The organism is Sneathiella marina (assembly GCF_023746535.1).
Lineage (GTDB): Bacteria > Pseudomonadota > Alphaproteobacteria > Sneathiellales > Sneathiellaceae > Sneathiella > Sneathiella marina.
Genome location: NZ_CP098747.1, coordinates 580,979 through 603,766 on the forward strand (window position 1 = coordinate 580,979; position 22,788 = coordinate 603,766).

The window sequence follows — 22,788 nt, forward strand, 5'->3', positions numbered from 1 at the left end:
CTCCATTCTACGTGTCCGTTGCCCATAGTCAACTGAGCCAGCGCGAAGGCCCGTCGTAATTTTGATCGCTTTCCATATTCCCACCATGGACTTGACGCATCAGGCGGGATAGGCTGCCGCAGCAATATTTGCCAATATGTTTAAAATGAGCGCGCCATGACAAAATCCCCAGCACTCTCTTTTGCAACTGCGATTACCCGCGCCCCGTCTCTCACTGTTACAGGCGGGCTGCGTGCCATTGATCAAGGCGCGCCGGACCCAGATCTTTTCAGGTCACACCATGCCATGTATATTTCGGCGTTGCAGGCGACGGGTGCTGAGGTTATCCAGCTGCCCGCGCTGGAAAATTATCCCGATTCCGTCTTTGTCGAGGACACTGCGCTCTGCTTGCCTGAAGGAGTGATTATCATGCGTCCCGGCGCACCCTCCAGGCTCGGTGAAGCAGTGGAGATGGCCACGATTCTGCCAGAGTATTTTCGGCAAGTTCGCTATCTTGACGCCGGGCATGCAGAAGGAGGAGATATTCTTGTAACCTCCAGGGAGATTTTGGTCGGTCGGTCAGGACGTACCGATAAAAGAGGTGTGGCAGCGCTTCGCGATATCGTCACGGAGTGGGGATATCAGTTGCGAGAACTGCAAACACCGCCTGGCGTCCTGCATTTTAAAACCGATTGTGGTTTGCTGGATGAAGATACCATTTTGTCGACGCATCGGCTGGCGGCATCAGGATGTTTCTCTGATTATAATGTTCTACTCGTTGCCGAAGGAGAGGAAGCCTGCGCCAATGCGGTAAGATTTAACGATGTTATCCTGTTTCCGGCGGGGTTTCCAACGACGGCGTCCATGCTACGAGATCACGGATATACTCTCGTCGAGATTCCCAATACAGAGGCCGCCAAAATTGACGGCGGCATGTCTTGCTTATCCTTGAGATTTACAAAATATCCAGACCCAGATCGAGACAGGGAGAGCTATGGGTAAGCCAGCCCAGCGATAAAACATCAATGCCGGTTTCCGCGATACCCCGTGCGGTGACCTCTGTGATACCGCCGGAGGCCTCAAGAATTGAGAGCTTATTCGTCATGGTCACAGCTCGCCGAAGGTCTTCCAGACTCATATTGTCGAGGAGGATAACATCGGGTTTATGCGGAAGGGCTTTTTCCAGTTGCTCCAATGTGTCAACTTCAACTTCTATTTTGATCATATGACCGGCTGCAGTTTTGGCTCTGTCTATAGCGGTGCCGATATCTCCGCCGACGGCGGCGATATGATTGTCCTTCAGCAGAATTCCGTCATACAAGCCAAAACGATGATTGAAGCCGCCGCCGGTGCGAACGGCATATTTTTCGAAGGAACGGAGCCCCGGGGTCGTTTTTCTGGTGCAGGTTATCCGAACCGGTAAATCATCTACCAGATCAACAATTGTCCGTGTCGCCGTTGCAATTCCTGAAAGATGGCCAAGGAAGTTCAAGCCCACCCGTTCGCCACTTAAAATTGCTCGTGCGGGTCCCGATAGCGAAGCGATATGGTCTCCGGGTTTGACAACCGCGGAATCCGGGGCATGAATATCAGTTGTGACGGCAGGTGAAAGTTCTGCCATGACAGCCGTCAGGATATCTGTACCGGCGATACATCCTGCCTGGCGGCTGACAACATGTGCCGTTATGTCCAGATCTTCTGGAATTGTGCTGTTACTGGTTAAATCACCGACGGAACCCAGATCTTCCAGTAACGCGTTTTTGACTGCTTGCTCCACCAACGTTTTGGGCAATGGGAGGATGTTATGATTCATTTGCTCATTACTTTTCGCTTTTTTCAGGACGCTAAGGGCATTCCGGTTGGATTGGGATGGCTCCAGCATTCTCCGATATACATTGTGGTGGGAACCGCATAGTCAGGGCTAGATGTGGGATAGTCTGACCGATAATGGCTTCCTCTACTTTCGCGCCGCCTGAGCGCGGAGGTCGCGACTAGCCGACTACAGAGAAAGATATTTTTAAGGCGCTGAGAAGGAGAGGGATATCGCCGCTCAAGACCCTCAAGATGGCATATCAGCGTCGTCAATCCGCCTTCATCACGACAAAGCCCTATATGGCGATAATTCAAGGATTGAAGTTCCAGAACGGCTTCGGCCTCACCGACCGATTCCGTTGGAAAATGGAAATCATCGGCGTTAAAATTTCGCGTCACATGTGGATTAAAGCCCTTCTTCAGGATATCCTCAACAATACGTTTTGCGAAAACGACAGCTTCCAGAAGAGAATTGCTGGCAAGACGATTGGCGCCATGAAGCCCCGTGCAGGCCACTTCCCCGCAGGCCCACAGGCCAGGCAAAGATGTCCGCCCCTGTTTATCTGTCGTGATACCGCCCATATGATAATGCACTGCAGGGGCGACGGGTATGAGTTCTTTAACCGGATCTATGCCATGGGCTTTGCAATGTCCGAACACTGTTGGAAATTCTTCCAGGAAAAGATGTCCGAGTGACTGCCTGGTATCGAGGTAGCATTTGTGCCCCTGGTTTATCTGGTTCCAGATTCCGCGGGCTAATATGTCCCGGGGGGCGAGCTCAGCCAGGGCATGCTCAGATAGCATGAAGCGCTCACCCGTCTCATTGACCAAATGCGCTCCTTCCCCTCGAAGCGCTTCGGTTGCGAGCGGCCTTGGAATGGCATCAACATCCAGTGCAGTGGGGTGAAATTGTACGAACTCAAGATCTTTTAAGCTGGCGCCGGCACGCGCCGCAATCGCCAGCCCGTCCCCGGTTGCAGCCAATGGATTGGTTGTCGCACTATAGATCTGGCCAATGCCGCCGGTTGCAAGAACGGTAGCCTCCGCAAATAAAAGATGGGTTTGACCTTCATGATAAATGGCGCTGCCAGCAACGCAACCATCCGAGACAAGCAGATCGATCGCTTCTGAATTTTCCAGAACGGTAATATGCGGGCTCTGTCGCACTTTCAACGTCAGGGCACGCATAATTTCCTTACCGGTGGAATCGCCATTTGCATGAACCACCCTACGGTGGCTATGGGCGGCTTCTTTGCGAAGGCTCAACTGGCCGTCGTTGTGATCAAAAAGGACACCAAGATCAATCAGGGTCTGGATGCAATCTCTGCCGTGCTTTGCTACTAATGCAGCAATTGTCTCGTTGGCAATGCCGCCTGCGACAGCCAGAGTATCTCGGCAATGATCGCCGGGACTATCATCGGAGGACATGGCGGCCGCAATGCCGCCTTGTGCCCAAGCAGTGGAGGCTTCGCTTCCCAGAGATCCCTTGCAAAGTAAGGTGACTTCTTTTGAGGTCAGGGAGAGCGCTGTGACCAAGCCGGCGATACCTGCGCCGATGACCAGCACCTCTGCATCAAATGTTTGTTCCATTAGCTTGCATCGAGCATACGCTGAACCGCAAGTCTGGCGCGATCTGCCAACGCGGGGTCAATTGTGACTTCATGTGTCATCCCTTCAAGAGACTGACAGATGTTCATTAGGTTGATGCGCTGCATATGCGGGCAAAGGCTGCAAGATCGGATAAACTTCGTTTCGGGATTATGAGAAGCAATATTCTCGCCCATGGAGCATTCAGTTATCAGCGCGACTTCCTCGGGCTTGCGATCAGAGACGTAATTTATGAGCGCTGCGGTGGAACCGGAGAAATCTGATTGCTCGACAACTTCAGGTGGGCATTCCGGATGGGCCAGCACTGTCACATCTGGATGGGCTTTACGCAGCTGAATAATTTGCGAGGCCGTAAATCTTTCATGGACTTCGCAGGCGCCTGCCCAGGTCAGAATTTCAACATCTGTTTCCGCAGCCACATTCTTTGCCAGATACTGATCCGGGATCAACAGAACCTTGTCAGCACCCAGAGATTCGACGATACGGGTCGCGTTGGCGGAGGTGCAGCAAATGTCGGATTCTGCTTTCACTTCAACGGAAGTGTTGACGTAAGTTACAATTGGAACGCCGGGATATGTTTTTCGAAGTTGCCGCACATCGGCTCCAGTGATGGACTCTGCCAAAGAACAGCCGGCCCGCAAATCCGGAATAAGGACCGTCTTCGACGGATTTAACAGCTTCGTCGTTTCCGCCATGAAATGAACACCTGCCATGACGATTACGTCGGCGTCCACTTCCATGGCCTTTTGGGCAAGCGCGAGGCTGTCCCCCACAATGTCTGAAACACAGTGATAAATATCTCGGGTCTGATAATTATGCGCAAGAATGACGGCATTTCGCTCCTGTTTAAGTTGCATAATCCGATCCACATATGGCGCGAATTCCGGCCATTCCACTTCACTGATTGCGGACGACACCCTGTCAAACACAGGGGCCATTCGATTGGCAACATCCGGTGTATATAGAAGCTCGTCTTTTTCCGGTACGACAGTGCTGGCAGACATAGTGTATTCCAATGCTCATTATGAGTATAAATAAGGCCAAAAAAGAACGGAGAGACTCCGTCAGATTTATGCTACAAATGAGCATTAAGGCTGTCAAGTATATTTTGCTCTAATGGAGTATAATATTAAGTCAATGAATTAATACGATGAAACTTAAGGCGCCCCAGAAAAGGAATCATTTAGCTCTGGCGAACACCTAACGCTTGCCGCTCTATCAGGACTTCTCTTCGAAACCTGAACTGGGCAGCCGGGCGCCCTTTGACTTGCGCGACAATTTGCCCGGTTGCTTCCACAAGGCCTTTTTTCTCAATAAGCCGGCGGAAATTTTGTTTATGCAGGCGGGATCCAGACAGTGCTTCGACAACCCGTTGCAATTGCAGAAGGGTGAAAGTCGGCGGCATTAGCTCAAAGACCACGGGGCGGTATTTTATCTTGCCGCGCAACCGGCCGATGGCCGTTGCCAGAATGCGCCGGTGGTCCAGTGCCATCGGAATACCAAGTCGCTTAATGTCCAAAGCTTCGGTTTGTGTCTCGCCAACCAGGGATGCTTCATAGAGGAGTTCAAAGCGCTCCAGGACCAGCTCATCACTCCAGGGTGTTTCGCCGAGTCCGAATGTAATCGTGGCTCTCTCCTGACGCTCTTTTTGCTGAGCGGAATTGTCAGCTTGTCTGATCCATTTTGTCAAGGCTGGGAGAATGTCCCGGTCGAGAAGATCGGGCCGGCCCTCACGCCAGTCTTCCCACGGAAAATACCGATACCAGTCTCGCCAAAGTCCGTCTTCACCTGCCGCTCTGTCTTTATATTGAACAAGGGCCAGATATCCAACGCTGACCATTCGCGGCCCGCCGATTTGCTCGCGCGGATCGCGTCCGGCGTCGCCAAAGGTATAGAGTTGCTCAACATAGCCGATTTCCTGATGGGTCTGTTCTTCAACCCAGGACCGAAGACCGCTTTCCAGTGTGCGATGTTGCTCTGGGTAAAAGGGGCCAAACGGCAGAACGTCAAACTGGTTATCCTCGGGAAGGAATTGATCGGCATTTTCATTGCTGCGGAGTAACCGCACATGGGGTTGTTGATCTATGATGGAAACAATGACCGCATTGAGCCCGATGGATATTTGGCTGCGCGTGTCTTCTGTTCCCACTGTCATCTTTCGCTCGTTACCTTTTAAACCTGTTGCCTTAAAATCTCAGAAGAATGAGATTTAGGCAAGGACGGAAAATCAGAAGATTAAAAAATCAAGAGGGGATATCCGATGGTAGGCTGTTTACAATTCCACATCCCCTTTTAGCAGGCGCTGGGCGATGGTTTTGTTGAGGATTTCATTGGAGCCGTCTGCAATATTGATGATGCGCAAATATTGCCAGGCTTCCGCAAGACCGATTTCATTGGTCAGGCCCATGGCCCCGTGGGTTTGCATGGCGCAGTCAACGGCTTTTAGCCCCACTTGCACTGAATAGACCTTGGCCATGGATAGTTCCTTGATGGCCGGGTGACCGTCATCCATGAGTTTAGTAGCATTCAGCCCCATCAGGTGGGCGGCGTGAAGCTCCGTTGCGGCTTTGGCAAGCGGGAAAGAGATACCCTGGTTTTCAGCAATGGGCTGGCCAAAAGCAATGCGGGTCTTGGCATAATCCAGGGCCAGTTCAATAGACCAGCGGCCAAGGCCGACAGCGCGGGCGGAGTTATAAATGCGACCGAGGGATACACCGTAAAGGGCTGCGGAGAATCCATTGTCAAGCTCTCCAACCAGCTGCCAGGGTTCGACCCTCAAATCTTCAAATCTCAGTTCAGCTTCGTCGCCGCCAATATGGCCAAACAATTTGACGACACGTTGCATTTCAAATCCGGGGGCGTCGGTCGGGACAAGGAATGCAGAAATTCCGCCTTTGCGTGCGGCTGCTTTCTGCGGGTCCGTAATGGCGAAGAGGATGCAGTAATCGGCGATCGGGGCATTGGATGTCCAGATCTTGCGCCCGTCCACGAGCCAGCCGTCGCCGTCCGGCCGGGCCCGGGTCTTGATCATGGTGGCGTCGGAGCCGGCACCGGGTTCGGACAGGCCAAAACACATGGATTTCTCCCCGGACATCAACGGTGCCAGAATCTCGTCACGGGCGCGATCGGTGACTTTTTCCAGCAAACGGCTGGGGCCAAACGCCCAGTGAGACAAGGCATATAACATCATCCAGTTATGGGGCCCGCAAGTATGGAACAGTTCTTCCCAGCAGGCGTAATAAGCCTGCATGCCCTGACCACCACCGCCCAACTTTTCCGGTACGCACATATGGTAATACCCGGCTTTCGCCGACGCCATGCGCACCTCCGTAATCAACGCTCTCACCGGCGCGGAAAGCCGCCCATCCTCGTCATACTTCAGACGCGGGTTATCAAATAAGTCTTGAAATTCTAGATGGCGGGGGATGACTTCGGATTCGGCGAATTTGCGAATACCGTCCCGGATCTGTTTGATATCGTCGGGCAGGTCAAAAGCTATTGCGGACATGTCTTTTCTTTCTTTTGTTTTTTTGTGCGCAGAGATATTTATAAATCGAAAAATTACGCTGTTTTATCGACTACTATTTTCAACTCCTCAATCATGGCGTCCCGCATGACAAATTTTTGCGGTTTACCGGTTACAGTCATGGGCAATTCCGATTTGAACCGAACATGGGCCGGGATTTTATAATGGGCGATCTGACCCTGGCAGAACGCTTTGATTTCCTCTTCGTTGCAATCCTCACCCGGTTGCAGCACTATCCAGGTGCAGACCTCTTCCCCCAGTTTTTTGCTGGGTATGCCAAAAACCTGTACTTCCTGAATTTTCGGATTACGGTACAGAAACTCTTCAATTTCACGCGGGTACACATTTTCACCGCCGCGGATGATCATATCCTTGACCCGGCCAACGATATTGCAATATCCATCCCTATCAAGGACTGCCAGGTCCCCGGTCCTCATCCAGCCGTCTTCGACAATTGATTCCGCCGTTCGTTCTGCATCGCCCCAATATCCCTGCATCACGGAATATCCACGGGTCCAGAGCTCACCCTGTTCGCCGACGGGCAGGATATTTCCGTCCTCATCGACAATTCTGACTTCCACATGCGGATGAATGCGCCCGACGGTCGTGACCCGCCGTTCGACGCTGTCCGTCGTACTGCTTTGAAATGATACGGGGCTTGTTTCTGTCATCCCGTAAGCAATTGTCACCTCGGTCATATGCATATCGGCAATAACCTGTTTCATGACTTCGATAGGGCAGGGTGCCCCCGCCATGATACCAGTCCTCAATGAAGATAGATCAAAAGCTGAAAACTCGGGATGCTGCAGCATGCCAACAAACATGGTCGGCACACCGTACAGCGCAGTGCACTGTTCTGTGGCAATTGTTTTCAGAGTAGAGGCAGGCTCGAAGGCTTCGCCCGGAAAAACCATGGTTGCCCCTTTTGTGATGCAACCAAGGGTGCCCATCACCATGCCGAAACAATGATATAGCGGGACGGGAATGCAGAGTTTGTCCTTATCCGTCAAAGCTAGTGCTGAAGTAACAAAATTCCCGTTATTGATAATATTCTTATGGGTTAGGGTCGCCCCCTTCGGCGAGCCTGTGGTGCCACTGGTAAATTGAATATTGATGGCATCGTCAGCGGAAAGCGAATTTGTAATGTCATCCAGCACAGGGATATCGACGGCGGCACTGCCTCTGGCGACAACATCATCGAAATTCAACATGCCGGCGCTCTGTTCCTCCCCCATTCGAATAACGATTTTCAAATCCGGTAATGTCGCAGACTTCAGGTCTCCGGCGGAACAGTTGTCAATCTCCGGGGCCAGGGTCCGGATCATCTCAAGATAATCCGATGATTTGAAAGTCGCAGCTGTTACAAGCGCCTTACATCCCACCTTGTTGAGGGCATATTCAAGCTCTGACAATCGATAGGCGGGATTGATATTAACCAGAATCAAGCCGATCCGTGCCGTTGCAAACTGAATGAGGACCCATTCAAGGCGATTGGGCGACCAGATGCCAATGCGATCCCCTTTTTTCAATCCGAGAGTAAGCAAGCCCGCCGCCAGCTCGTCTACCAGCCGACCAAGCTCGGCATAGGTGAGGCGTGTTCCGGTTTCAGCAAAATATGCGGCCTCATGCGGACCGTAAGTTGAAACAGTTTTAGAGAACTCGGCCGCGATGGTTGACTCTATTAAAGGTGTCGTCTTCGGGCCCCTTACATAAGACAGATTATCTATCGGCGATATCAAGGCTGACTCTGATGCTTGTTCTGCTGACATTGCGTTCGCCTGTGTAATCGTCGTGTCTGTCGAGCTTGTCATTGGTGTCCTCAATTACTCAAATAAATGATGTGAATTTTTTATAGCTTATCCGCTATTGTTGTTATCATCAAATTGTTCAGCGGGCTTAATTCACAAGCTCATCCGTTCCTTATCTCTACCGAAGGCTTTCCGATGAAAAATCATCCGCAAAATCCTGCTCCCGAGGACGCTGGCTCCCGTCGTGCATGTCCCGCGGTTATTTGTTATCCCATAGACGATCTCCCGACTTTAAACCCCAGCTGTTTTTCGACAACTCGGGAGACCATGACGCTGGTCGATGAGGTCATTATACCGCCCAGAGATGCAAAAACCTTTATGGTCCCAGCCGGATATTATTTCAGGATTGTCAGTTTTGAAGGACCACAAGTGGGAGACTTGAATTTATGGAATGCTCAGGATCTAGATGAAAAGTTTTTCAGTGGTAAAACACGCGCCTTGCATGGCACGCATGTAAGTGTCGGCGACCGCTTATGGAGCAACCTGCCCAACATGCGATCCATGGCAACAATTACCTATGATACACTGGACTGGTACGGATGGGACGAAGATGGCGGCAGCGTCCATGATGTTATTGGGACACGCTGCGATCCCTATACCAATATCCTCCTAACCGGAAACGAATATCATCATTGTTGTCACTCAAATCTTATTCGCGCGATCGCATCGGAAAAAGGAATGTCGACGGACAGTGCCGAAGGGCTTGTTCACGACGTCCTCAATGTTTTTATGTGTACTGGATTCACGCAGGATACCCATCAATATTTTATGAAGGCCAGCCCCGTGCGACCCGGAGATTACCTGGAATTTTTTGCGGAAATTGACCTTCTTGGCGCTTTATCTACGTGTCCGGGGGGCGACTGCAGCTCTGGCCATTCGAGCGAGGAAGCACAATGCTATCCGCTCAAAGTCGAGATTTACAAGCCTGCTGAAGAAATGATCGCAAACTGGATAAAACCCACACGGTCACCCTATTCCAGAAGCCATGGACAATAAGAAAAATAAAACAATGTTAGGTGAATCATGACAAGAACAAGAACAGAATCCAAACCCCCAAAAAAAGGCTTTTCCCTGCGTGGTAATGCAAGCCCGTTGACGGACCCGTGGGAGCCGATTTATTCCCGTGAAGAACCAGACAGGATTGATATTGGGTTGTGGCTGCGAGAGGAACATTGCAATGGTCGCGGATTTGCCCATGGCGGCTTGATCTCGGCGCTGGCCGATAGCTGTATGGGGCATAGCTGTTTTCATGCAATGGGCGGAAAAAGAAATCTTGTAACCGTTAGCTTATCTGTGGATTTCTTAGGTGTTACGCATCCGGGCGTCTGGTTGGAAATCAAGAGCGAGATCGTAAAAACCGGGCGTAGTCTGTGTTTCGTCCAATGTAAGGTGACTGCTGACGACATTTTATGCGCCCGGGCAAACGCAACTTTCAAGATAATCTGAATGCCGAACTTGAGAGAAGGAGTTTGTTACTTTGGTCGAAATCTTTTCAGAAGCTCCCAAACCGGCAGAGTAGTAACACCACCAACAATACCTGCAACATAACTGGGCATTTCCCATCCCGTTAAAAAGACCCATAACAATCCGGCGAGATAACTGGCGACCAGCATCGCAACAAAGGTAATGACCAGTCGTTGCCATATGGGAAGAAGACGCTCCATTCTTTGCTCCGCTATCTGTCGTTGATTCGAATATAATTACCTTATCATAGGTCGCGGCTGATGAAAAATGTACATCTTCTTGCCGCGTTCACCGACGAGGCCGGGCTTTCAATCACCCTCTCTGATAATTGTAAAATCGCTTTCTGCCTGGCAGTTTTTTTCATACTTTTTGAAGACGGAGACAAATTTTATTATTGCCTCAGGCGATACAATTTCCGCCGGCGCCGTTATTAGCGGGTAGCGGGCCATTACTTCAGGGATTCTATTTCGAAAATCTCGTAAAACTGAAGGTCGGACAGCAACTTTTTCAAATTTGACAACGCTGATTTTGCCTGGGTCAATTTTAAAAACCGGAGACCCTTCTGAATAGCAGTTACGGATAGCTTGACCATATGTACCTGAATCAAATGCATGGAGTGCAGAGGTCGGCCTGCGCCCATATTCACGGGAAATAAGGGCATAGTCTCCGGGCGGTACTTTTTTAAGCTCCAGATAATACGAGGCGCCGTCGGTTTCTGTGTCTTTTAGCGCGAGCTTGCGGCCCGGTGCCCGCATCCGGACCGGAGGGCCGAGGAACTTTCCGGTCTTCAAATCTACTTGGTGAATAGTATAAATATTATAATCATGGCCAGACCAAACGGCTGGCGCAATGATGCCTTGCGGGTCTTCCGCTGAATATCGAAATTCGGAAGAAATTTCACCGGATGCACAAGCTGTCAAAAAAGCGGATAAAGCCAATAGCAAAAATTTCATAGAAAACCCAAAAAATAAGCAACTCCAGATCACAACGGATTGTCTTCGAGCATAGCCCTTGTGGATAAATTTTCAATCTTTCTAACCGGCTTCAATTTAGAGCTCGGCAGCATGCTTGTCTGGCTTGTGCGGTTCTTTTAACTTGAGCTTTCAAAACGGGCATGAGACCCTTCATGGAAAGAACAGGTAAGAAATACCGCGTGGGCGGAGGGAAAATGGAAGGCCACAGAATGGTTCAGATCAATATCCAATTTACTTTATTCTCGGCATTCTATTCACCGCTGATTTCGGCTATTTCCGGGCATTTTCTGGAAGATGAAGGGCTGGATCCGAAATGGTCGGTTGCCAAACCGGGCACTTCGGCCATAGCGTCGTTGGAAGACGGGTCAGCACATGTGGTTCAATCGGCGCTTAGCCAGGGTTTTGGGGTACCGGCAAAGCAGCCCGCGCCCACCGTTACACATTTTGCCCAGATAAATGAGATGGATGGGTTTTTTCTAACGGGCCGCGAACCGGATCTGGATTTTTCCTGGAAGAAGCTTGAAGGAGCTTCTGTCATTCTCTTTGGCGGCGGCCAACCCCTGGCCATGTTTAAGTATGCCTGCCATAAAGCCGGCATTGATTATGACAAGATCAATGCAATTCATGTTGGCGGCGCTGCCGCAATGGATAGGGCATTTAGAAAGGGTGAAGGACATTATGTTCAGCAGCAAGGCCCGTTTCCGCAGCAGCTTAAAGCCGAGGGTATTGGCCATATTGTCGCGCAAGTTGGTACACAAATCGGGCTTTGTGGATTTTCCAGTCTTGCCGCAAAGCCGGAATGGCTTAAAACGGACATGGCCCGAGCCTTTATGCGTGGTTATCGAAAGACAAGGCAATATTTGATCGAGACGCCGGCGGCTAAAATTGCAGCGGCAGAAAAGCCCTATTTCCCGGATATTGGTCAACAAGCACTGACAGACTGTATTGCAACTTATCAGGAATTGGGCTGCTGGACGCCACATGTGGAAATCACGAAGGAAGCCTTTGAGGCGACCCTCGATATTTTCGAGTATAATGGCACCATAGACAGACGCCTTCCCTACGACCAGGTTTGCAGCTTACCGCCGTCTGATTGACGTTGGCAGCCTGTTCTAAATTTTTCGATTGGCGAGGGTAAGGCTTAATTTATTGCGGCCAAATTTCACCAGGCGCGCCGCATGGGCTGAATGCGCAATAGAGTGTAATTTGTTTATGTCTCGAAGTAGAAGGGCGGTTTCAGGTTTGTTTGATAGGTCAATTTCCTGAACTATTTCATCCATGACTGTTCCGCAAGCCATCAGTTGCTGGCGAAAGCCCAATTGAAGATGCAAAAGGAATTCCATATCTTCTTCCGTCTGGTCGGCCATTTGACCAAGCGCTTCCGCAACAATATCCAGGGCAAGAAACTGGCTCTCAATCCTGCCGACTTTTTCAGCCAGTTTTTCGGGGATGATGTCAATGATGTCATTGAGTAAGCAGGCTAAGGCGCCGATATGGCTGGCAGCTCCGACCGCGTCCTCGATGGCGCGCATGCGCAGAGAGGTCCTGACGAAGGCCTCCCCTTCAATGCCAATCAGGTTGGCCACGGGAACCTTGCAATTTTGCAGGCGGATCCCGCCATGGGGGCAGGGATGAAGAAAATCAATTTTAACGCCGTCGGTTCGCTCCAGCCCCGGGGTCTTGGCATCGACGAGAACGGCGCTAAAAGATCGGCGGGCATTAAGTTCTTTGGTTATGGCGAGAACAATAAAGTACTGGGCCAGCGGTCCGTTGGTCAAAAACGCTTTTTCACCGTTCAGGATAAACTCGTCGCCAACCCGATCCGCTGTTGTTTGCAGGTGTTTTGGATGAGCGCCTGCCTTGGGTTCTGATATGGCAACAGAAAGAGTTGCTTTTCCGGCGGCCAACAGCGGCAGCAATTGCTGCTTTAGGGACGGCTCAGCCTCTTCGACGATATGGAGCTTGATGATTTGCCAATGGGCGAGAAAGGTCATTGTTGCGCCCGGAACGCCACCATATAAATTCAGGAAATGGGCCGCCTTTGACAGCGTTTGATAGGAGGCGCCCTGACCGCCATATTGCGCCGGGATGGAAAGTCCGGCCAGACCGCATTCCGCAAAAACCTGCCAAAGGTCAGCGGGAAATTCCGTGGCGGTGATCAGTTCGCGGCGACGTGGGAAAATATGCCGTTTCGCAAACTCTTTTACGGTATTGAGAAGATCAGTCAGTTCGCGCGGAGATTTTTGCATTTCTTGGCCCTAGGTTATTTTGCTGTTTCCAGGTTGGTAAAAACCTATATCGCCAGAACGATTTTGGAAAGGTACAAGTTAGGGTTCTCGTACAGATGTCGGCGGGAGGCCTATTAGATTTTTGCGTTTAAATCTGTTCAGCTCAATCAACTCGGGGTACAATCACAGAAAACAAATCTGAAAAGAGAAAAAAAATGACAGATAAGAAATGGGATGTAAAACGTGTTGCCGGAGCGCTTGGTGCGGAAATACGGGGCATTAATCTTGCCGAAGCGACTGATGACGAGATTACAGAAGTTAAAGCGCTTCTCAGTGAACATATGGTTCTGTTTTTTCCAGATCAGCATCCGTCCATTGACGATCATGTTGCCCTCGGGAAGCGGTTTGGAAAGCTGGAAGGTCACCCTCATCTCAAGAATCCGTTTACCCAGCATCCTGAACTCTTCGAACTGGCGGCGAGCTCTGGTGGCATTGCCGATGAATGGCACACGGATCTAACGTTCCAGGAGCAACCGTCTCTGATGTCGATTTTACATATGGTCAAATGTCCGGCCAGTGGCGGCGATACCATGTGGACTAATCTCTGTGCGGCGTTTGACGCCTTATCTCCGCCTCTGCAGGAAATGTGTAGTGGCCTGACGGCATTGCATGACGCGGCACCGCATAACCGTCCAGATCAGATGACCATACATCCGGTTGCCCGGTTGCATCCGGATACGGGACGAAAAGCGCTTTATGTGAACGAACATTTTACCCGGCGAATTGTTGAAATGAGTGCGATGGAAAGTGAAGCGCTTCTTCGGTTCTTGACGAATTGGGTACAAAATCCTCGATTTACGGTGCGATATCAGTGGAATGCGGGAACAATCGGCATGTGGGATAATCGCTGTACCCAGCATTATGTTCTCAACGACTTTAACGAAGAGCGTATTATACAGCGCGTAACAGTGGTTGGTGATCACCCTGAGGGCGAGCCGGCAAGATGGCCCGCCTGGACAAATCGCAAAGGCCTGTCCGCTGCCAGTCGACATGATCGGCAATTGGCGCATTATATGAAATCTCAATCAATAGCTGCCGATTAATAGAAAAGGATGATTAATGACTCACGGGATGGTAACGGCCCCGCAGCCTGAAGCTGTGGACGCCGGCTTGCAGGTGCTAAAATCCGGCGGTAATGTGATGGACGCAGCGATTGCCGCCGCGCTAGTTCAGACAGTTGTTGATCCTCAAATGTGCGGCGTCGCCGGGTTTGGATCCATGCAAATATATGTTGCCGAAACTGGCGAGCATCATTTTATCGATTTTCATGGCCGTGCGCCGTTATCAACACGGGAGGATATGTGGGAATCCCTGATCCTCGGCGAATGCGATGACGGTTTCGGCTTTGTCCTGGAAGGGCAGGTTAACGAGATCGGCTATATGTCAATGACAACGCCGATGACAATCAGGGCATTTGGCGAGGCTCTCGAACAGTTCGGTAGCAGGCCGTTGAGTGAGTTGATACAGCCGGCAATCGACTATTGCGAAGAAGGGTTCACCGTTCGACCTGCCGTACATGGGTTCTGGCTTCAGCCGGCTCAGGCAGGACGCATTGAGCGGATCCGGATTTTACAGGATGATCCTGTGTCCGCAAAAATTTACACCAAAGCCGACAGGAGCCTCTATCAGGTAGGGGATATTCTTAAAAACCCGGATATGGGCCGTACTTACCGCAGAATTGCTGAAGCGGGAATTGAGGATTTTTACAGCGGACAGATTGCCAAGACCATTGATGCAGATATGAAGTCAAATGGCGGCCATATTACGTTGGAGGATTTGGCAGAATGTCGAACGGTTCACACTGCACCATTGAAGGGTACCTATCGGGGTTTTGACGTGGCAACCAACCCTTTGCCCGGTGGCGGTCTAATGGTTTTGGAGATGCTCAATATTCTGGAGAATTTTGATCTTTCCGCTATGGGCCATAATTCGGCTGAATATATTGCCGTCGTATCTGAAGCGATGAAAATCGCCACAGTTGATAAGGATCAGCATATGGGTGATCCAAATTTCGTTGATGTTCCTCTGGAAAGGTTAATGTCTAAGAGTTACGGGGCGGAAATGGCAGACTGTATCCGTCGCGGCGAGAAAAAAGCCGTGCCACGTGTAAACTCCGGTGCGGCAGAAAGTAAGGAAACAACCCATATTTGTGTCGCCGACGAGCAGGGAAATATCGTCAATATGACCCATTCGCTTGGATCCAGTTCCGGGGTTGTGAGCGAAGGTCTTGGCTTCATGTATAACAATTGCATGATGGTATTTGATCCAAGGCCCGGAAATGTAGGGTCGCTGGCACCCGGAAAAACCAGGTTTTCCGCAATGTGCCCGACAATGCTGTTGAAAGACGGCAAGCCATTTTTGGCGTTGGGGGCACCGGGTGGAACAACGATAACGATGGGTGTCTTGCAAACCATACTTAATGTTGTTGATTTCGACATGAGCGCGCAAGAGGCCGTTTCGGCACCAAGATTCTGTACGACCTCCGATACAATTGAAATTACCAACCGTATTCTCCGCTCAACGGAGAGGGTATTGCAATCCATGGGATATCCTACAATGAGATATGCCGTGAGTTACGCAACTCCGATTGTTCACGCTATTCGATTGGTTAACGGGAAAATGGATGGGGGAGCTGATCCTTCCGGTGACGGTGTGGCGGCTCAGGTATAAACCGTAAAATCTGCCTTATCATCATTCTGAATTTTACATTTTGCGCGTATCGAGGACCGCCTGCGCCCATAATTCTGGTCTTTCCTGGGGCAGATTATGTCCGGCGTCGGTAAAGATACGATGTTGGTGCGGACCCGTAAATTTCCCTGCATGTGCCGCGGTACTCTTGCAAACGCCGTCGGTATCTCCATCGATTGTAATGGATGGCACGGTGATTGCGGGCTGCTGGGATAGTGCTTTTTCAATCGCTTCAAATGCAGGATCGCCCTGCACCAATCCGTACCGATGGCGGTATGAATGGATAACCACGTCCACAAAATCCTTGTTATCGAATGCAGCGGCCGTGGTTTCGAATACCTCATCGTTGAAGGTCCAAGTTGGTGACCACATTTTCCAAAGCAGATACGCAATCGCTCTGCGGTCTTTTTCAAGGCCTCGCCTGCCGCGCTCGGAATGAAAATAATACTGGTACCAGAAACTGGCTTCTAATTCTGGTGTCGCCGGTTCCATGGCGTTGGCAATATCCTGGATATTGTAGGAATTTCCAGAGACTAAAGCAGTTACTCGTTCGGGCCATAAGGCGGAAACAATGCAGGCTGCGCGTCCACCCCAATCATATCCGGCAACAATGGCCTTCTCTATTTTCAACGCATCCATCAGCGCAAGTAGGTCATATCCGAGGGCGGCCTGCTCGCCGGACCGTAGCGTGTCCGGACGCAGGAAAGATGTTGATCCGTAGCCCCGTTGAAAAGGGACAAATACATGCGCACCGGCGTCGGCCAGAAGGGACGCGGCCCCCTCATAAGCATGCACATCATAGGGAAAACCATGGCATAGGAAAACAGGCCAGCCATTTACCGGGCCGTATTCAACATAACCTACGTTAAGGACACCGGCTGAAATTTGATTGATTTCCATAGGATATGCGAGACCCTCCTCATTGCCGTGTTTGTCCTGCAGCGATTGATTGTATATTCGGTTTAGTTATTACGTATTTTGATTTATTCTGCAATTTGATTGGTTTTCTAATATTGGGATATGGATCGAGTTTATAATATGCGCAACGAAAATACACCTCCCGCAGAAATAACCGGTCCGGCTGCTTGGATCGGATCGGAAATGATGCAAGCCCCTGAAAGGTGGCTTGTGCATCTCACGAGTGAACAGATAGCCGAGCTGGAAGCCGCGGCACAGCATTACCTTTCGCTGGGGAAAGATGTTGGCGAGATTACCGCCGAGGAATTTCCCTTACCCAAATTTGGGAATCATTTGAAACAGTTACAGGAAAAATTACGCACTGGCTGTGGCGTTGAGGTTATGCGGGGGTTGCCAGTCACAGGGTATACCCAGGAAATGGCGGCAACTATTTTTTGCGGAATTGGCGCCCATATTGGACGGGCAAGATCGCAAAACGCCAAAGGACATATCCTGGGTCATGTCCGGGACACGGGCGCCAGCTCGCAAGATCCTAACACGCGCATTTACCTCACATCATCTCGGCAGAGCTTTCATACGGATAGTTCAGATGTGGTTGGATTGCTTTGTCTGCGAGATGCAATGGAAGGGGGGCTTTCAATGCTTGTGAGCGCCTTGACAATTTATAATCGGATGCGGAAACAACGGCCAGATCTCTTGGAAAAGCTGTTTGAACCGATTGCAACAGATCGGCGAGGAGAAATCCCGGAGGGAGCCGAGCCCTATATGAATATCCCGGTCCTGAATTGGTACAACGGAAAACTGACCGTCTTTTATCAACGACAATATATTAACAGCGCAAAGCGATTTTCAAGCGCCAAGAAACCAGACGAAATGCACATAGAAGCGCTTGATATGTTTGATGCGCTGGCAAATGACCCGGATTTGTATCTGCAAATGCAGCTTGAGCCCGGTGATATGCAATTCGTTTATAATCACTCACAATTGCATGACCGCACCGGCTTCACGGATTGGCCAGATCCAAAGCAACGGCGGCACCTGTTTCGGCTTTGGTTATCTCTTCCGGATGATCGAGCCCTTCCTGAGTGTTTCAAGGAACGTTATGGCTCGATTGAGATCGGTAATCGGGGAGGCATCATCACAAAAGAGACTAGGCTTCATGCGCCTCTGGATTAGTCGCTAGGTACTACATCATCCGATGATGCAAATCGAACATTATCCAGATGCTGCCACCTACCATGATCATGATAAGGATTGTCGCAAAAGCGAGTGCCAAAAGATTTTCGCCGGGTGTCGACCGAAAGTTCATATGCAGGAAAAAATAAAGATGGACGAGAACCTGAACAAGAGCGGCAACAATAATTATCACAAGTGTCGTCATATGCGGTAATGAGCCGGTCCATACCAATCCAAAGGGAATGACGGTCAGGACGACAGCTAGTCCGAACCCGACGAGATAAGACTTTAATGAATGGCTATTAACTGCGTTCATAATCCCCCCTACAGCATGGCAGGTAAATAGACGACTGAGAAAATCCCAATCCAGACGATATCAAGAAAATGCCAAAATAGGCCCAAACGGAAAAACCGCGACCGGACCGCTTCCGTGGGTCCTTTTACAATGAGTTGTCCAATAATTACCAGAATGCCTATCATTCCAAGTGAAACATGCAATCCATGTGTGCCCACGAGGGCAAAGAAAGCCGACAGAAAACCACTTTTGTCAGGCCCGGCACCGATGGCGATCATGCCCTGAAATTCTGTAATTTCCATGGCGACAAAGCCAATGCCAAGAAGAATGGTTGTAAACAGCCAGCCGATTGCCATCGTCATCCGTCCTGCTGCAAGGGAAAGTGACGCTAATCCGAAGGTCAGGCTGGAAAAAAGCAGGAGAAGGGTCTCTCCAAAAGTATGTGTTAAATCGAAAACATCGTGACCGGAGGGACCTGTAGCGACGTTCTTTGACATAACAACATATGTGGCGAAAAGAAGCGAAAAAAGGATTGCATCGGACATCAAGTAGAGCCAGAAACCAAAATCTCTTGATTGAAAATGCTTGGACTGCTCTTTTGCGGACTGCGTATTCAATGTCATATCAATCCTTTCCCGAAATAGACTGAGCGAGAGTTGCAAGTCGAGCTCGTTCCAGTTTTTCGACATCAGCTGCGGGAATGATATGGTCGGTATCATCCATGCTGCTTCGAATGATTACACAACCAAGCACACCGATAAAGGCAGATATGGCCAACCACCAGATATGCCAAATCATGGCAAATCCGATCACGAAGCCCAGACCGCCAATAATGATCCCTAAGGACGTATTGTTGGGCATTTCGATATCTTCAAAAGTTTCCGGCAGTTTGTAAGCCGTCCCTTCTTCTTTCATGGTGGAAAAGGCATCCAGGCCTTTTACCTCTGGAATAACTGCGAAATTATAGGGCGCCGGAGGTGACGAGGTTGCCCATTCGAGGGTACGACCATCCCACGGATCGCCGGTTAGATCTTCTGTTTTGTCGCTGTTTCGAAAGCTGACCACAAGCTGCATGATGTTGCAGAATATGCCGCCAAGAATGGTAACAGCGCCAAGGGCTGCGACAATCAGATACGGTTGCCATTCGGGGTTATCATAATGCTCCATCCGACGCGACATACCGAGGAAGCCCAGCGCGTAAAGCGGCATGAAGGCAAGGTAAAACCCGATAAGCCATAACCAGAAAGCACGCGCACCCCATTTTTCATCGAGGGCAAATCCAAAGGCCTTTGGAAACCAGTATTGAACACCGGCAAAATATCCGAACAAGACGCCTGGAATAATGACATTATGAAAATGAGCGACCAGGAAAGTTGAATTATGCATGAGATAGTCGGCGGGCGGCAGCGCCAGCAAAACACCCGTCATACCGCCAATGGCGAACGAAATAAGGAAGCCAACTGTAAATAACATGGATGGGTGAAAACGTATTTTGCCGCCATACATGGTGAACAGCCAGTCGAATATCTTGACGCCGGTCGGAATGGCAATAATCATCGTGGCCGTTCCGAAGAAAGCGTTTACATTTGCACTTGATCCCATTGTAAAAAAGTGATGCAGCCAGACTGTAAATGACAGAATTGCAATACAGGCGGTTGCATAAACAAGTGATTTATAGCCAAACAATGCTTTACGCGAGAACGTGGCGACGACTTCTGAAAAAATTCCGAATGCTGGTAAAATCAGAATGTAAACTTCCGGGTGCCCCCAGATCCAGATCAAATTGGCAAAATTCATCATATTGCCGCCATCACCATTGGTGAAGAAATGCATCCCAAATATCCGGTCCAGCGACAAAAGACCGACAGCAACTGTCAGGGCCGGGAAGGAAAATGCAATGAGGATGCTGCTACAAAGAGATGTCCATGTGAACAGGGGCATCCGCATCAGCGTCATTCCGGGGGCGCGGTTTTTTAAAATCGTGACGATGAAGTTAATTCCCGTCAATGTGCTTCCGACACCGGAAATCAAAAGTGCCCAAATCCAGTAATCCACACCGACGCCCGGGTTATATTCAATACCGGAATAGGGCGGGTACCCAGTCCAGCCGGCTGTTGAAAATTTTCCGATGACCAGCGAAATAAGAACAAGCCCGGCCCCCGACGCCGTCAGCCAGAAACTGAGGGAGTTAAGGAAGGGGAAGGCAACATCTCGGGTGCCAATTTGCTGTGGCACAATAACATTCATAAGTCCCGCCAGAAACGGCATGGCCACGAAAAAGATCATGATCGTTCCATGGGACGAGAAGATCTGGTCGAAATGATCTGCGGGTAAGTAGCCTTCATTGTTGACAGCGAATGCCTGTTGGGCCCGCATCATGATTGCATCGACAAATCCGCGCAACAGCATCACGGCGGCAAGTACTATATACATCACGCCAATGCGTTTATGATCCACACTTGTCAGCCACTCTGTCCATAGAAAACGCCATTTTCCGAGCCAGGTTACAAGCAGGAAAACTGCAACACCTCCCAGAATCGTGACAGCTGCCCCGCCCATTGCAACCCAACTATACAGCGGCAGGGCATCGATCGTTAGTCTCCCGAGCATTACCGGCCCTCCTGACATATTAATTGAATACTTTCACTGTCGCCCGGGCAGTCACGAGATGTATATTTCGCTATGATGCCTTTGAATAGATCAGGAACGACATCGGAGAAATATTCCACAGGGTGCGCCACGCTTTTGGCTGCAAGCTTACGGTATCTTGTACCATCCAGTATTTCAGGTGATTGCGTCCGGGCAGCTACCCAATTCTCAAACTCTTGTTCCGTCATGGCAACTGCCTGAAAATGCTGATCGGAAAAACCGTCGCCACTAAATTGAGTGTTTCGCCCAGTAAAGCTGCCGTTTTCATCCGCCAGAAGCTGAAGCCGTGTCGTCATTCCCGCCATGGCATAGATTTGCCCGCCCAAGGCAGGCACCATAAAGGAATTCATGACCGTGTCTGAAGTGATTTCCAGGCTTAATGGTCTATTGCTGGGGAAAGCCAGCTCATTAACGCTGGCAATATTGTAATCAGGGTAAATAAATAGCCATTTCCAGTCCTGCGCGATTACTTGAACATTGATTGCTGGTTTATCTGATTCAAGTGCCCGATAGGGATCTAGCTTAAATGTGTAGGTCCAGGTCAAATAACTGAGAGAGATGATAATCACAATCGGAACAAGCCAGACGAATGTTTCAATTATCGAGGAAGAGGCCCATTTTGGCCGATGTTTTCCTTTACCGCCATTTTCACGATATCGCCAACTAAAGAACAAGGTCATGGCAAAGACCGGGATTAAAACGATAAGCATCAGACAAAAGGCAGCAAATAGCAGATCCCGCTCTGCTGTCGCAATGGGTCCTTTGGGATCCAGTACCGGGGCATCCATCAACCCGCATCCAGTTAAAGAAGCAGCCAGTAAAACAAGAAAAAGAGCGGAAATCCTGGATTTGCCGTTTTTAAATCCACCTAATAAATATTCACCCATTCTTAATACGCCTGGTATTTGGTAAGCCCCCCTGAAACTCTCGCAAGACCTACAAAACGGAGTTTCAGAACTCGTGAAAATAGTAGACTAATATTAAACAGGCTCAAGATAAATTTGAAAGTATGTCATCGGCCGTATTGATTTTAGTAACTTAGTCTTGTTGATGGCGGCTATGATTTCTTTAGACATACCCAAAATATTGGGCGCATAATTAATTTTGAGAATTGAATATTGGAATGGGAGGCATATAGATGGACGTTCAGGGAGGGTGCTACTGCGGCGCCATAAGATATGAGGCGAAAGGTGAACCCCAGATGAAACTTCAGTGTCATTGTCGTCAATGTCAGTATTTCACTGGAGGTCATCCAAATGTTGTAATGGGCATGTTAAATGCCGGCTTTTCTTTCACCAAAGGGACGCCAAAGGAATTTTGTAAATCAGATCTGGAAGGTGCCAGGACACGTGTTTTTTGCGGTGATTGCGGCACGCATCTGTTAACGCTTTCACCTAGTCTCCCAGACGGGGTCCTTATTAAAGTTGGAACCCTGGATGACCCCAGTGTCTTTGGCATGCCGAATGTGGCTATTCAAACTGCAGATAGCCAGTCTTTCCATCATCATCTGGAAAACGTCCCTTCTCATGAAAGGTGGGTTGCTAAATAGTTGACGAACAGCCTTCTTCCTTCATACGCTCGGTAATCTTGAATAGGCGAAATG

At 49.9% G+C, this 22,788-nt stretch carries 22 protein-coding genes; 8 read left to right on the plus strand and 14 right to left on the minus strand.

Features of this window, described 5'->3' with window-relative positions; genetic code table 11:
- The first annotated feature begins 156 nt into the window (after nt 1-156).
- A complete protein-coding gene (locus NBZ79_RS02915) occupies nt 157-981 on the plus strand; it encodes a dimethylarginine dimethylaminohydrolase family protein (protein WP_251935343.1) in 825 nt (274 codons plus the stop codon).
- Here the strand turns inward: NBZ79_RS02915 and nadC are convergent.
- The 6 genes from nadC to NBZ79_RS02945 form a co-directional block, all read right to left on the minus strand.
- Complete coding sequence (gene nadC / locus NBZ79_RS02920) at nt 935-1,792, minus strand: carboxylating nicotinate-nucleotide diphosphorylase (protein WP_251935346.1); 858 nt, start codon at nt 1,790-1,792, stop codon at nt 935-937. The two genes, NBZ79_RS02915 and nadC, sit on opposite strands and share 47 nt — an antisense overlap.
- Before the next feature lie 23 nt (nt 1,793-1,815).
- Nucleotides 1,816-3,381: an L-aspartate oxidase gene (locus NBZ79_RS02925; protein ID WP_251935349.1), complete on the minus strand. Its 1,566-nt coding sequence runs from the start codon at nt 3,379-3,381 to the stop codon at nt 1,816-1,818.
- Nucleotides 3,381-4,403 (minus strand): quinolinate synthase NadA, encoded by a 1,023-nt coding sequence (gene nadA / locus NBZ79_RS02930; RefSeq protein WP_251935351.1) that lies wholly within the window; start codon nt 4,401-4,403, stop codon nt 3,381-3,383. Before nadA ends, NBZ79_RS02925 begins: the two co-directional genes overlap by 1 nt.
- Nucleotides 4,404-4,582: 179 nt before the next feature.
- Nucleotides 4,583-5,554: an NUDIX hydrolase gene (locus NBZ79_RS02935; protein ID WP_251935353.1), complete on the minus strand. Its 972-nt coding sequence runs from the start codon at nt 5,552-5,554 to the stop codon at nt 4,583-4,585.
- A gap of 117 nt (nt 5,555-5,671) precedes the next feature.
- Nucleotides 5,672-6,907 carry an acyl-CoA dehydrogenase family protein gene (locus tag NBZ79_RS02940; protein WP_251935355.1) on the minus strand — a complete coding sequence of 412 codons (1,236 nt, stop codon included), beginning with the start codon at nt 6,905-6,907 and terminating at the stop codon, nt 5,672-5,674.
- Between the two features lie 53 nt (nt 6,908-6,960).
- Nucleotides 6,961-8,694, minus strand: a complete 1,734-nt coding sequence (locus NBZ79_RS02945; RefSeq protein ID WP_420854573.1) for an AMP-binding protein — start codon at nt 8,692-8,694, stop codon at nt 6,961-6,963.
- 174 nt (nt 8,695-8,868) lie between these two features.
- Here NBZ79_RS02945 and NBZ79_RS02950 point away from each other — a divergent pair, with 174 nt between their 5' ends.
- Together NBZ79_RS02950 and NBZ79_RS02955 are read left to right on the plus strand one after the other, a co-directional pair.
- Nucleotides 8,869-9,729 (plus strand): urea carboxylase-associated family protein, encoded by an 861-nt coding sequence (locus NBZ79_RS02950; protein ID WP_251935360.1) that lies wholly within the window; start codon nt 8,869-8,871, stop codon nt 9,727-9,729.
- A 27-nt stretch (nt 9,730-9,756) separates the two neighbouring features.
- Nucleotides 9,757-10,179, plus strand: a complete 423-nt coding sequence (locus tag NBZ79_RS02955) for a PaaI family thioesterase (protein WP_251935363.1) — start codon at nt 9,757-9,759, stop codon at nt 10,177-10,179.
- A gap of 26 nt (nt 10,180-10,205) precedes the next feature.
- Here the strand turns inward: NBZ79_RS02955 and NBZ79_RS02960 are convergent, their stop codons facing one another.
- Together NBZ79_RS02960 and NBZ79_RS02965 are read right to left on the minus strand one after the other, a co-directional pair.
- A complete protein-coding gene (locus NBZ79_RS02960; RefSeq protein ID WP_251935366.1) occupies nt 10,206-10,397 on the minus strand; it encodes a hypothetical protein in 192 nt (63 codons plus the stop codon).
- A 108-nt stretch (nt 10,398-10,505) separates the two neighbouring features.
- The gene (locus NBZ79_RS02965) at nt 10,506-11,150 is read right to left on the minus strand and encodes a hypothetical protein (RefSeq protein ID WP_251935369.1); all 645 of its coding nucleotides are present in this window, start codon (nt 11,148-11,150) and stop codon (nt 10,506-10,508) included.
- A 173-nt stretch (nt 11,151-11,323) separates the two neighbouring features.
- Here NBZ79_RS02965 and NBZ79_RS02970 point away from each other — a divergent pair, with 173 nt between their 5' ends.
- Nucleotides 11,324-12,268 (plus strand): ABC transporter substrate-binding protein, encoded by a 945-nt coding sequence (locus NBZ79_RS02970; protein ID WP_251935372.1) that lies wholly within the window; start codon nt 11,324-11,326, stop codon nt 12,266-12,268.
- Nucleotides 12,269-12,283: 15 nt separating this feature from the next.
- Here the strand turns inward: NBZ79_RS02970 and NBZ79_RS02975 are convergent, their stop codons facing one another.
- Complete coding sequence (locus NBZ79_RS02975; RefSeq protein WP_251935375.1) at nt 12,284-13,420, minus strand: acyl-CoA dehydrogenase family protein; 1,137 nt, start codon at nt 13,418-13,420, stop codon at nt 12,284-12,286.
- A 194-nt stretch (nt 13,421-13,614) separates the two neighbouring features.
- Between NBZ79_RS02975 and NBZ79_RS02980 the strand changes: the two genes are divergently transcribed.
- Nucleotides 13,615-14,502: a TauD/TfdA dioxygenase family protein gene (locus tag NBZ79_RS02980; protein ID WP_251935377.1), complete on the plus strand. Its 888-nt coding sequence runs from the start codon at nt 13,615-13,617 to the stop codon at nt 14,500-14,502.
- Between the two features lie 16 nt (nt 14,503-14,518).
- A complete protein-coding gene (gene ggt / locus NBZ79_RS02985) occupies nt 14,519-16,129 on the plus strand; it encodes a gamma-glutamyltransferase (RefSeq protein WP_251935379.1) in 1,611 nt (536 codons plus the stop codon).
- Between the two features lie 33 nt (nt 16,130-16,162).
- On the opposite strand, the gene NBZ79_RS02990 is transcribed toward ggt, so the two are convergent.
- On the minus strand, nt 16,163-17,047 hold the full coding sequence (locus NBZ79_RS02990) for an alpha/beta fold hydrolase (protein ID WP_251935380.1): 885 nt from the start codon (nt 17,045-17,047) through the stop codon (nt 16,163-16,165).
- Between the two features lie 138 nt (nt 17,048-17,185).
- Between NBZ79_RS02990 and NBZ79_RS02995 the strand changes: the two genes are divergently transcribed.
- A complete protein-coding gene (locus NBZ79_RS02995; RefSeq protein ID WP_251935382.1) occupies nt 17,186-18,241 on the plus strand; it encodes a TauD/TfdA family dioxygenase in 1,056 nt (351 codons plus the stop codon).
- A 10-nt stretch (nt 18,242-18,251) separates the two neighbouring features.
- On the opposite strand, the gene cyoD is transcribed toward NBZ79_RS02995, so the two are convergent.
- From cyoD to cyoA, 4 genes are read right to left on the minus strand one after another with little or no spacing between them, the layout of a single operon-like run.
- Nucleotides 18,252-18,557, minus strand: coding sequence for a cytochrome o ubiquinol oxidase subunit IV (gene cyoD, locus NBZ79_RS03000; RefSeq protein WP_251935384.1), 306 nt, complete (start codon nt 18,555-18,557; stop codon nt 18,252-18,254).
- An 8-nt stretch (nt 18,558-18,565) separates the two neighbouring features.
- On the minus strand, nt 18,566-19,159 hold the full coding sequence (gene cyoC, locus NBZ79_RS03005) for a cytochrome o ubiquinol oxidase subunit III (RefSeq protein WP_251935386.1): 594 nt from the start codon (nt 19,157-19,159) through the stop codon (nt 18,566-18,568).
- Between the two features lies 1 nt (nt 19,160).
- Nucleotides 19,161-21,146, minus strand: coding sequence for a cytochrome o ubiquinol oxidase subunit I (gene cyoB, locus NBZ79_RS03010; RefSeq protein WP_256470282.1), 1,986 nt, complete (start codon nt 21,144-21,146; stop codon nt 19,161-19,163).
- Complete coding sequence (gene cyoA, locus NBZ79_RS03015; protein ID WP_251935388.1) at nt 21,146-22,072, minus strand: ubiquinol oxidase subunit II; 927 nt, start codon at nt 22,070-22,072, stop codon at nt 21,146-21,148. The genes cyoB and cyoA overlap by 1 nt, the downstream gene beginning before the upstream one ends.
- Before the next feature lie 251 nt (nt 22,073-22,323).
- Here cyoA and NBZ79_RS03020 point away from each other — a divergent pair, with 251 nt between their 5' ends.
- Nucleotides 22,324-22,734 carry a GFA family protein gene (locus NBZ79_RS03020; protein WP_251935390.1) on the plus strand — a complete coding sequence of 137 codons (411 nt, stop codon included), beginning with the start codon at nt 22,324-22,326 and terminating at the stop codon, nt 22,732-22,734.
- Nucleotides 22,735-22,788 lie beyond the last annotated feature (54 nt).

Excerpts from the sequence above, each read along its gene's own strand:
- NBZ79_RS02915 (WP_251935343.1), top strand. The coding sequence starts at position 157 with ATGACAAAATCCCCAGCACTCTCTTTTGCAACTGCGATTACCCGCGCC.
- nadC (WP_251935346.1), bottom strand. The coding sequence starts at position 1,792 with ATGAATCATAACATCCTCCCATTGCCCAAAACGTTGGTGGAGCAAGCA.
- NBZ79_RS02925 (WP_251935349.1), bottom strand. The coding sequence starts at position 3,381 with ATGGAACAAACATTTGATGCAGAGGTGCTGGTCATCGGCGCAGGTATC.
- nadA (WP_251935351.1), bottom strand. The coding sequence starts at position 4,403 with ATGTCTGCCAGCACTGTCGTACCGGAAAAAGACGAGCTTCTATATACA.
- NBZ79_RS02935 (WP_251935353.1), bottom strand. The coding sequence starts at position 5,554 with ATGACAGTGGGAACAGAAGACACGCGCAGCCAAATATCCATCGGGCTC.
- NBZ79_RS02940 (WP_251935355.1), bottom strand. The coding sequence starts at position 6,907 with ATGTCCGCAATAGCTTTTGACCTGCCCGACGATATCAAACAGATCCGG.
- NBZ79_RS02945 (WP_420854573.1), bottom strand. The coding sequence starts at position 8,694 with ATGTCAGCAGAACAAGCATCAGAGTCAGCCTTGATATCGCCGATAGAT.
- NBZ79_RS02950 (WP_251935360.1), top strand. The coding sequence starts at position 8,869 with ATGAAAAATCATCCGCAAAATCCTGCTCCCGAGGACGCTGGCTCCCGT.
- NBZ79_RS02955 (WP_251935363.1), top strand. The coding sequence starts at position 9,757 with ATGACAAGAACAAGAACAGAATCCAAACCCCCAAAAAAAGGCTTTTCC.
- NBZ79_RS02960 (WP_251935366.1), bottom strand. The coding sequence starts at position 10,397 with ATGGAGCGTCTTCTTCCCATATGGCAACGACTGGTCATTACCTTTGTT.
- NBZ79_RS02965 (WP_251935369.1), bottom strand. The coding sequence starts at position 11,150 with ATGAAATTTTTGCTATTGGCTTTATCCGCTTTTTTGACAGCTTGTGCA.
- NBZ79_RS02970 (WP_251935372.1), top strand. The coding sequence starts at position 11,324 with ATGGAAAGAACAGGTAAGAAATACCGCGTGGGCGGAGGGAAAATGGAA.
- NBZ79_RS02975 (WP_251935375.1), bottom strand. The coding sequence starts at position 13,420 with ATGCAAAAATCTCCGCGCGAACTGACTGATCTTCTCAATACCGTAAAA.
- NBZ79_RS02980 (WP_251935377.1), top strand. The coding sequence starts at position 13,615 with ATGACAGATAAGAAATGGGATGTAAAACGTGTTGCCGGAGCGCTTGGT.
- ggt (WP_251935379.1), top strand. The coding sequence starts at position 14,519 with ATGACTCACGGGATGGTAACGGCCCCGCAGCCTGAAGCTGTGGACGCC.
- NBZ79_RS02990 (WP_251935380.1), bottom strand. The coding sequence starts at position 17,047 with ATGGAAATCAATCAAATTTCAGCCGGTGTCCTTAACGTAGGTTATGTT.
- NBZ79_RS02995 (WP_251935382.1), top strand. The coding sequence starts at position 17,186 with ATGCGCAACGAAAATACACCTCCCGCAGAAATAACCGGTCCGGCTGCT.
- cyoD (WP_251935384.1), bottom strand. The coding sequence starts at position 18,557 with ATGAACGCAGTTAATAGCCATTCATTAAAGTCTTATCTCGTCGGGTTC.
- cyoC (WP_251935386.1), bottom strand. The coding sequence starts at position 19,159 with ATGACATTGAATACGCAGTCCGCAAAAGAGCAGTCCAAGCATTTTCAA.
- cyoB (WP_256470282.1), bottom strand. The coding sequence starts at position 21,146 with ATGCTCGGGAGACTAACGATCGATGCCCTGCCGCTGTATAGTTGGGTT.
- cyoA (WP_251935388.1), bottom strand. The coding sequence starts at position 22,072 with ATGGGTGAATATTTATTAGGTGGATTTAAAAACGGCAAATCCAGGATT.
- NBZ79_RS03020 (WP_251935390.1), top strand. The coding sequence starts at position 22,324 with ATGGACGTTCAGGGAGGGTGCTACTGCGGCGCCATAAGATATGAGGCG.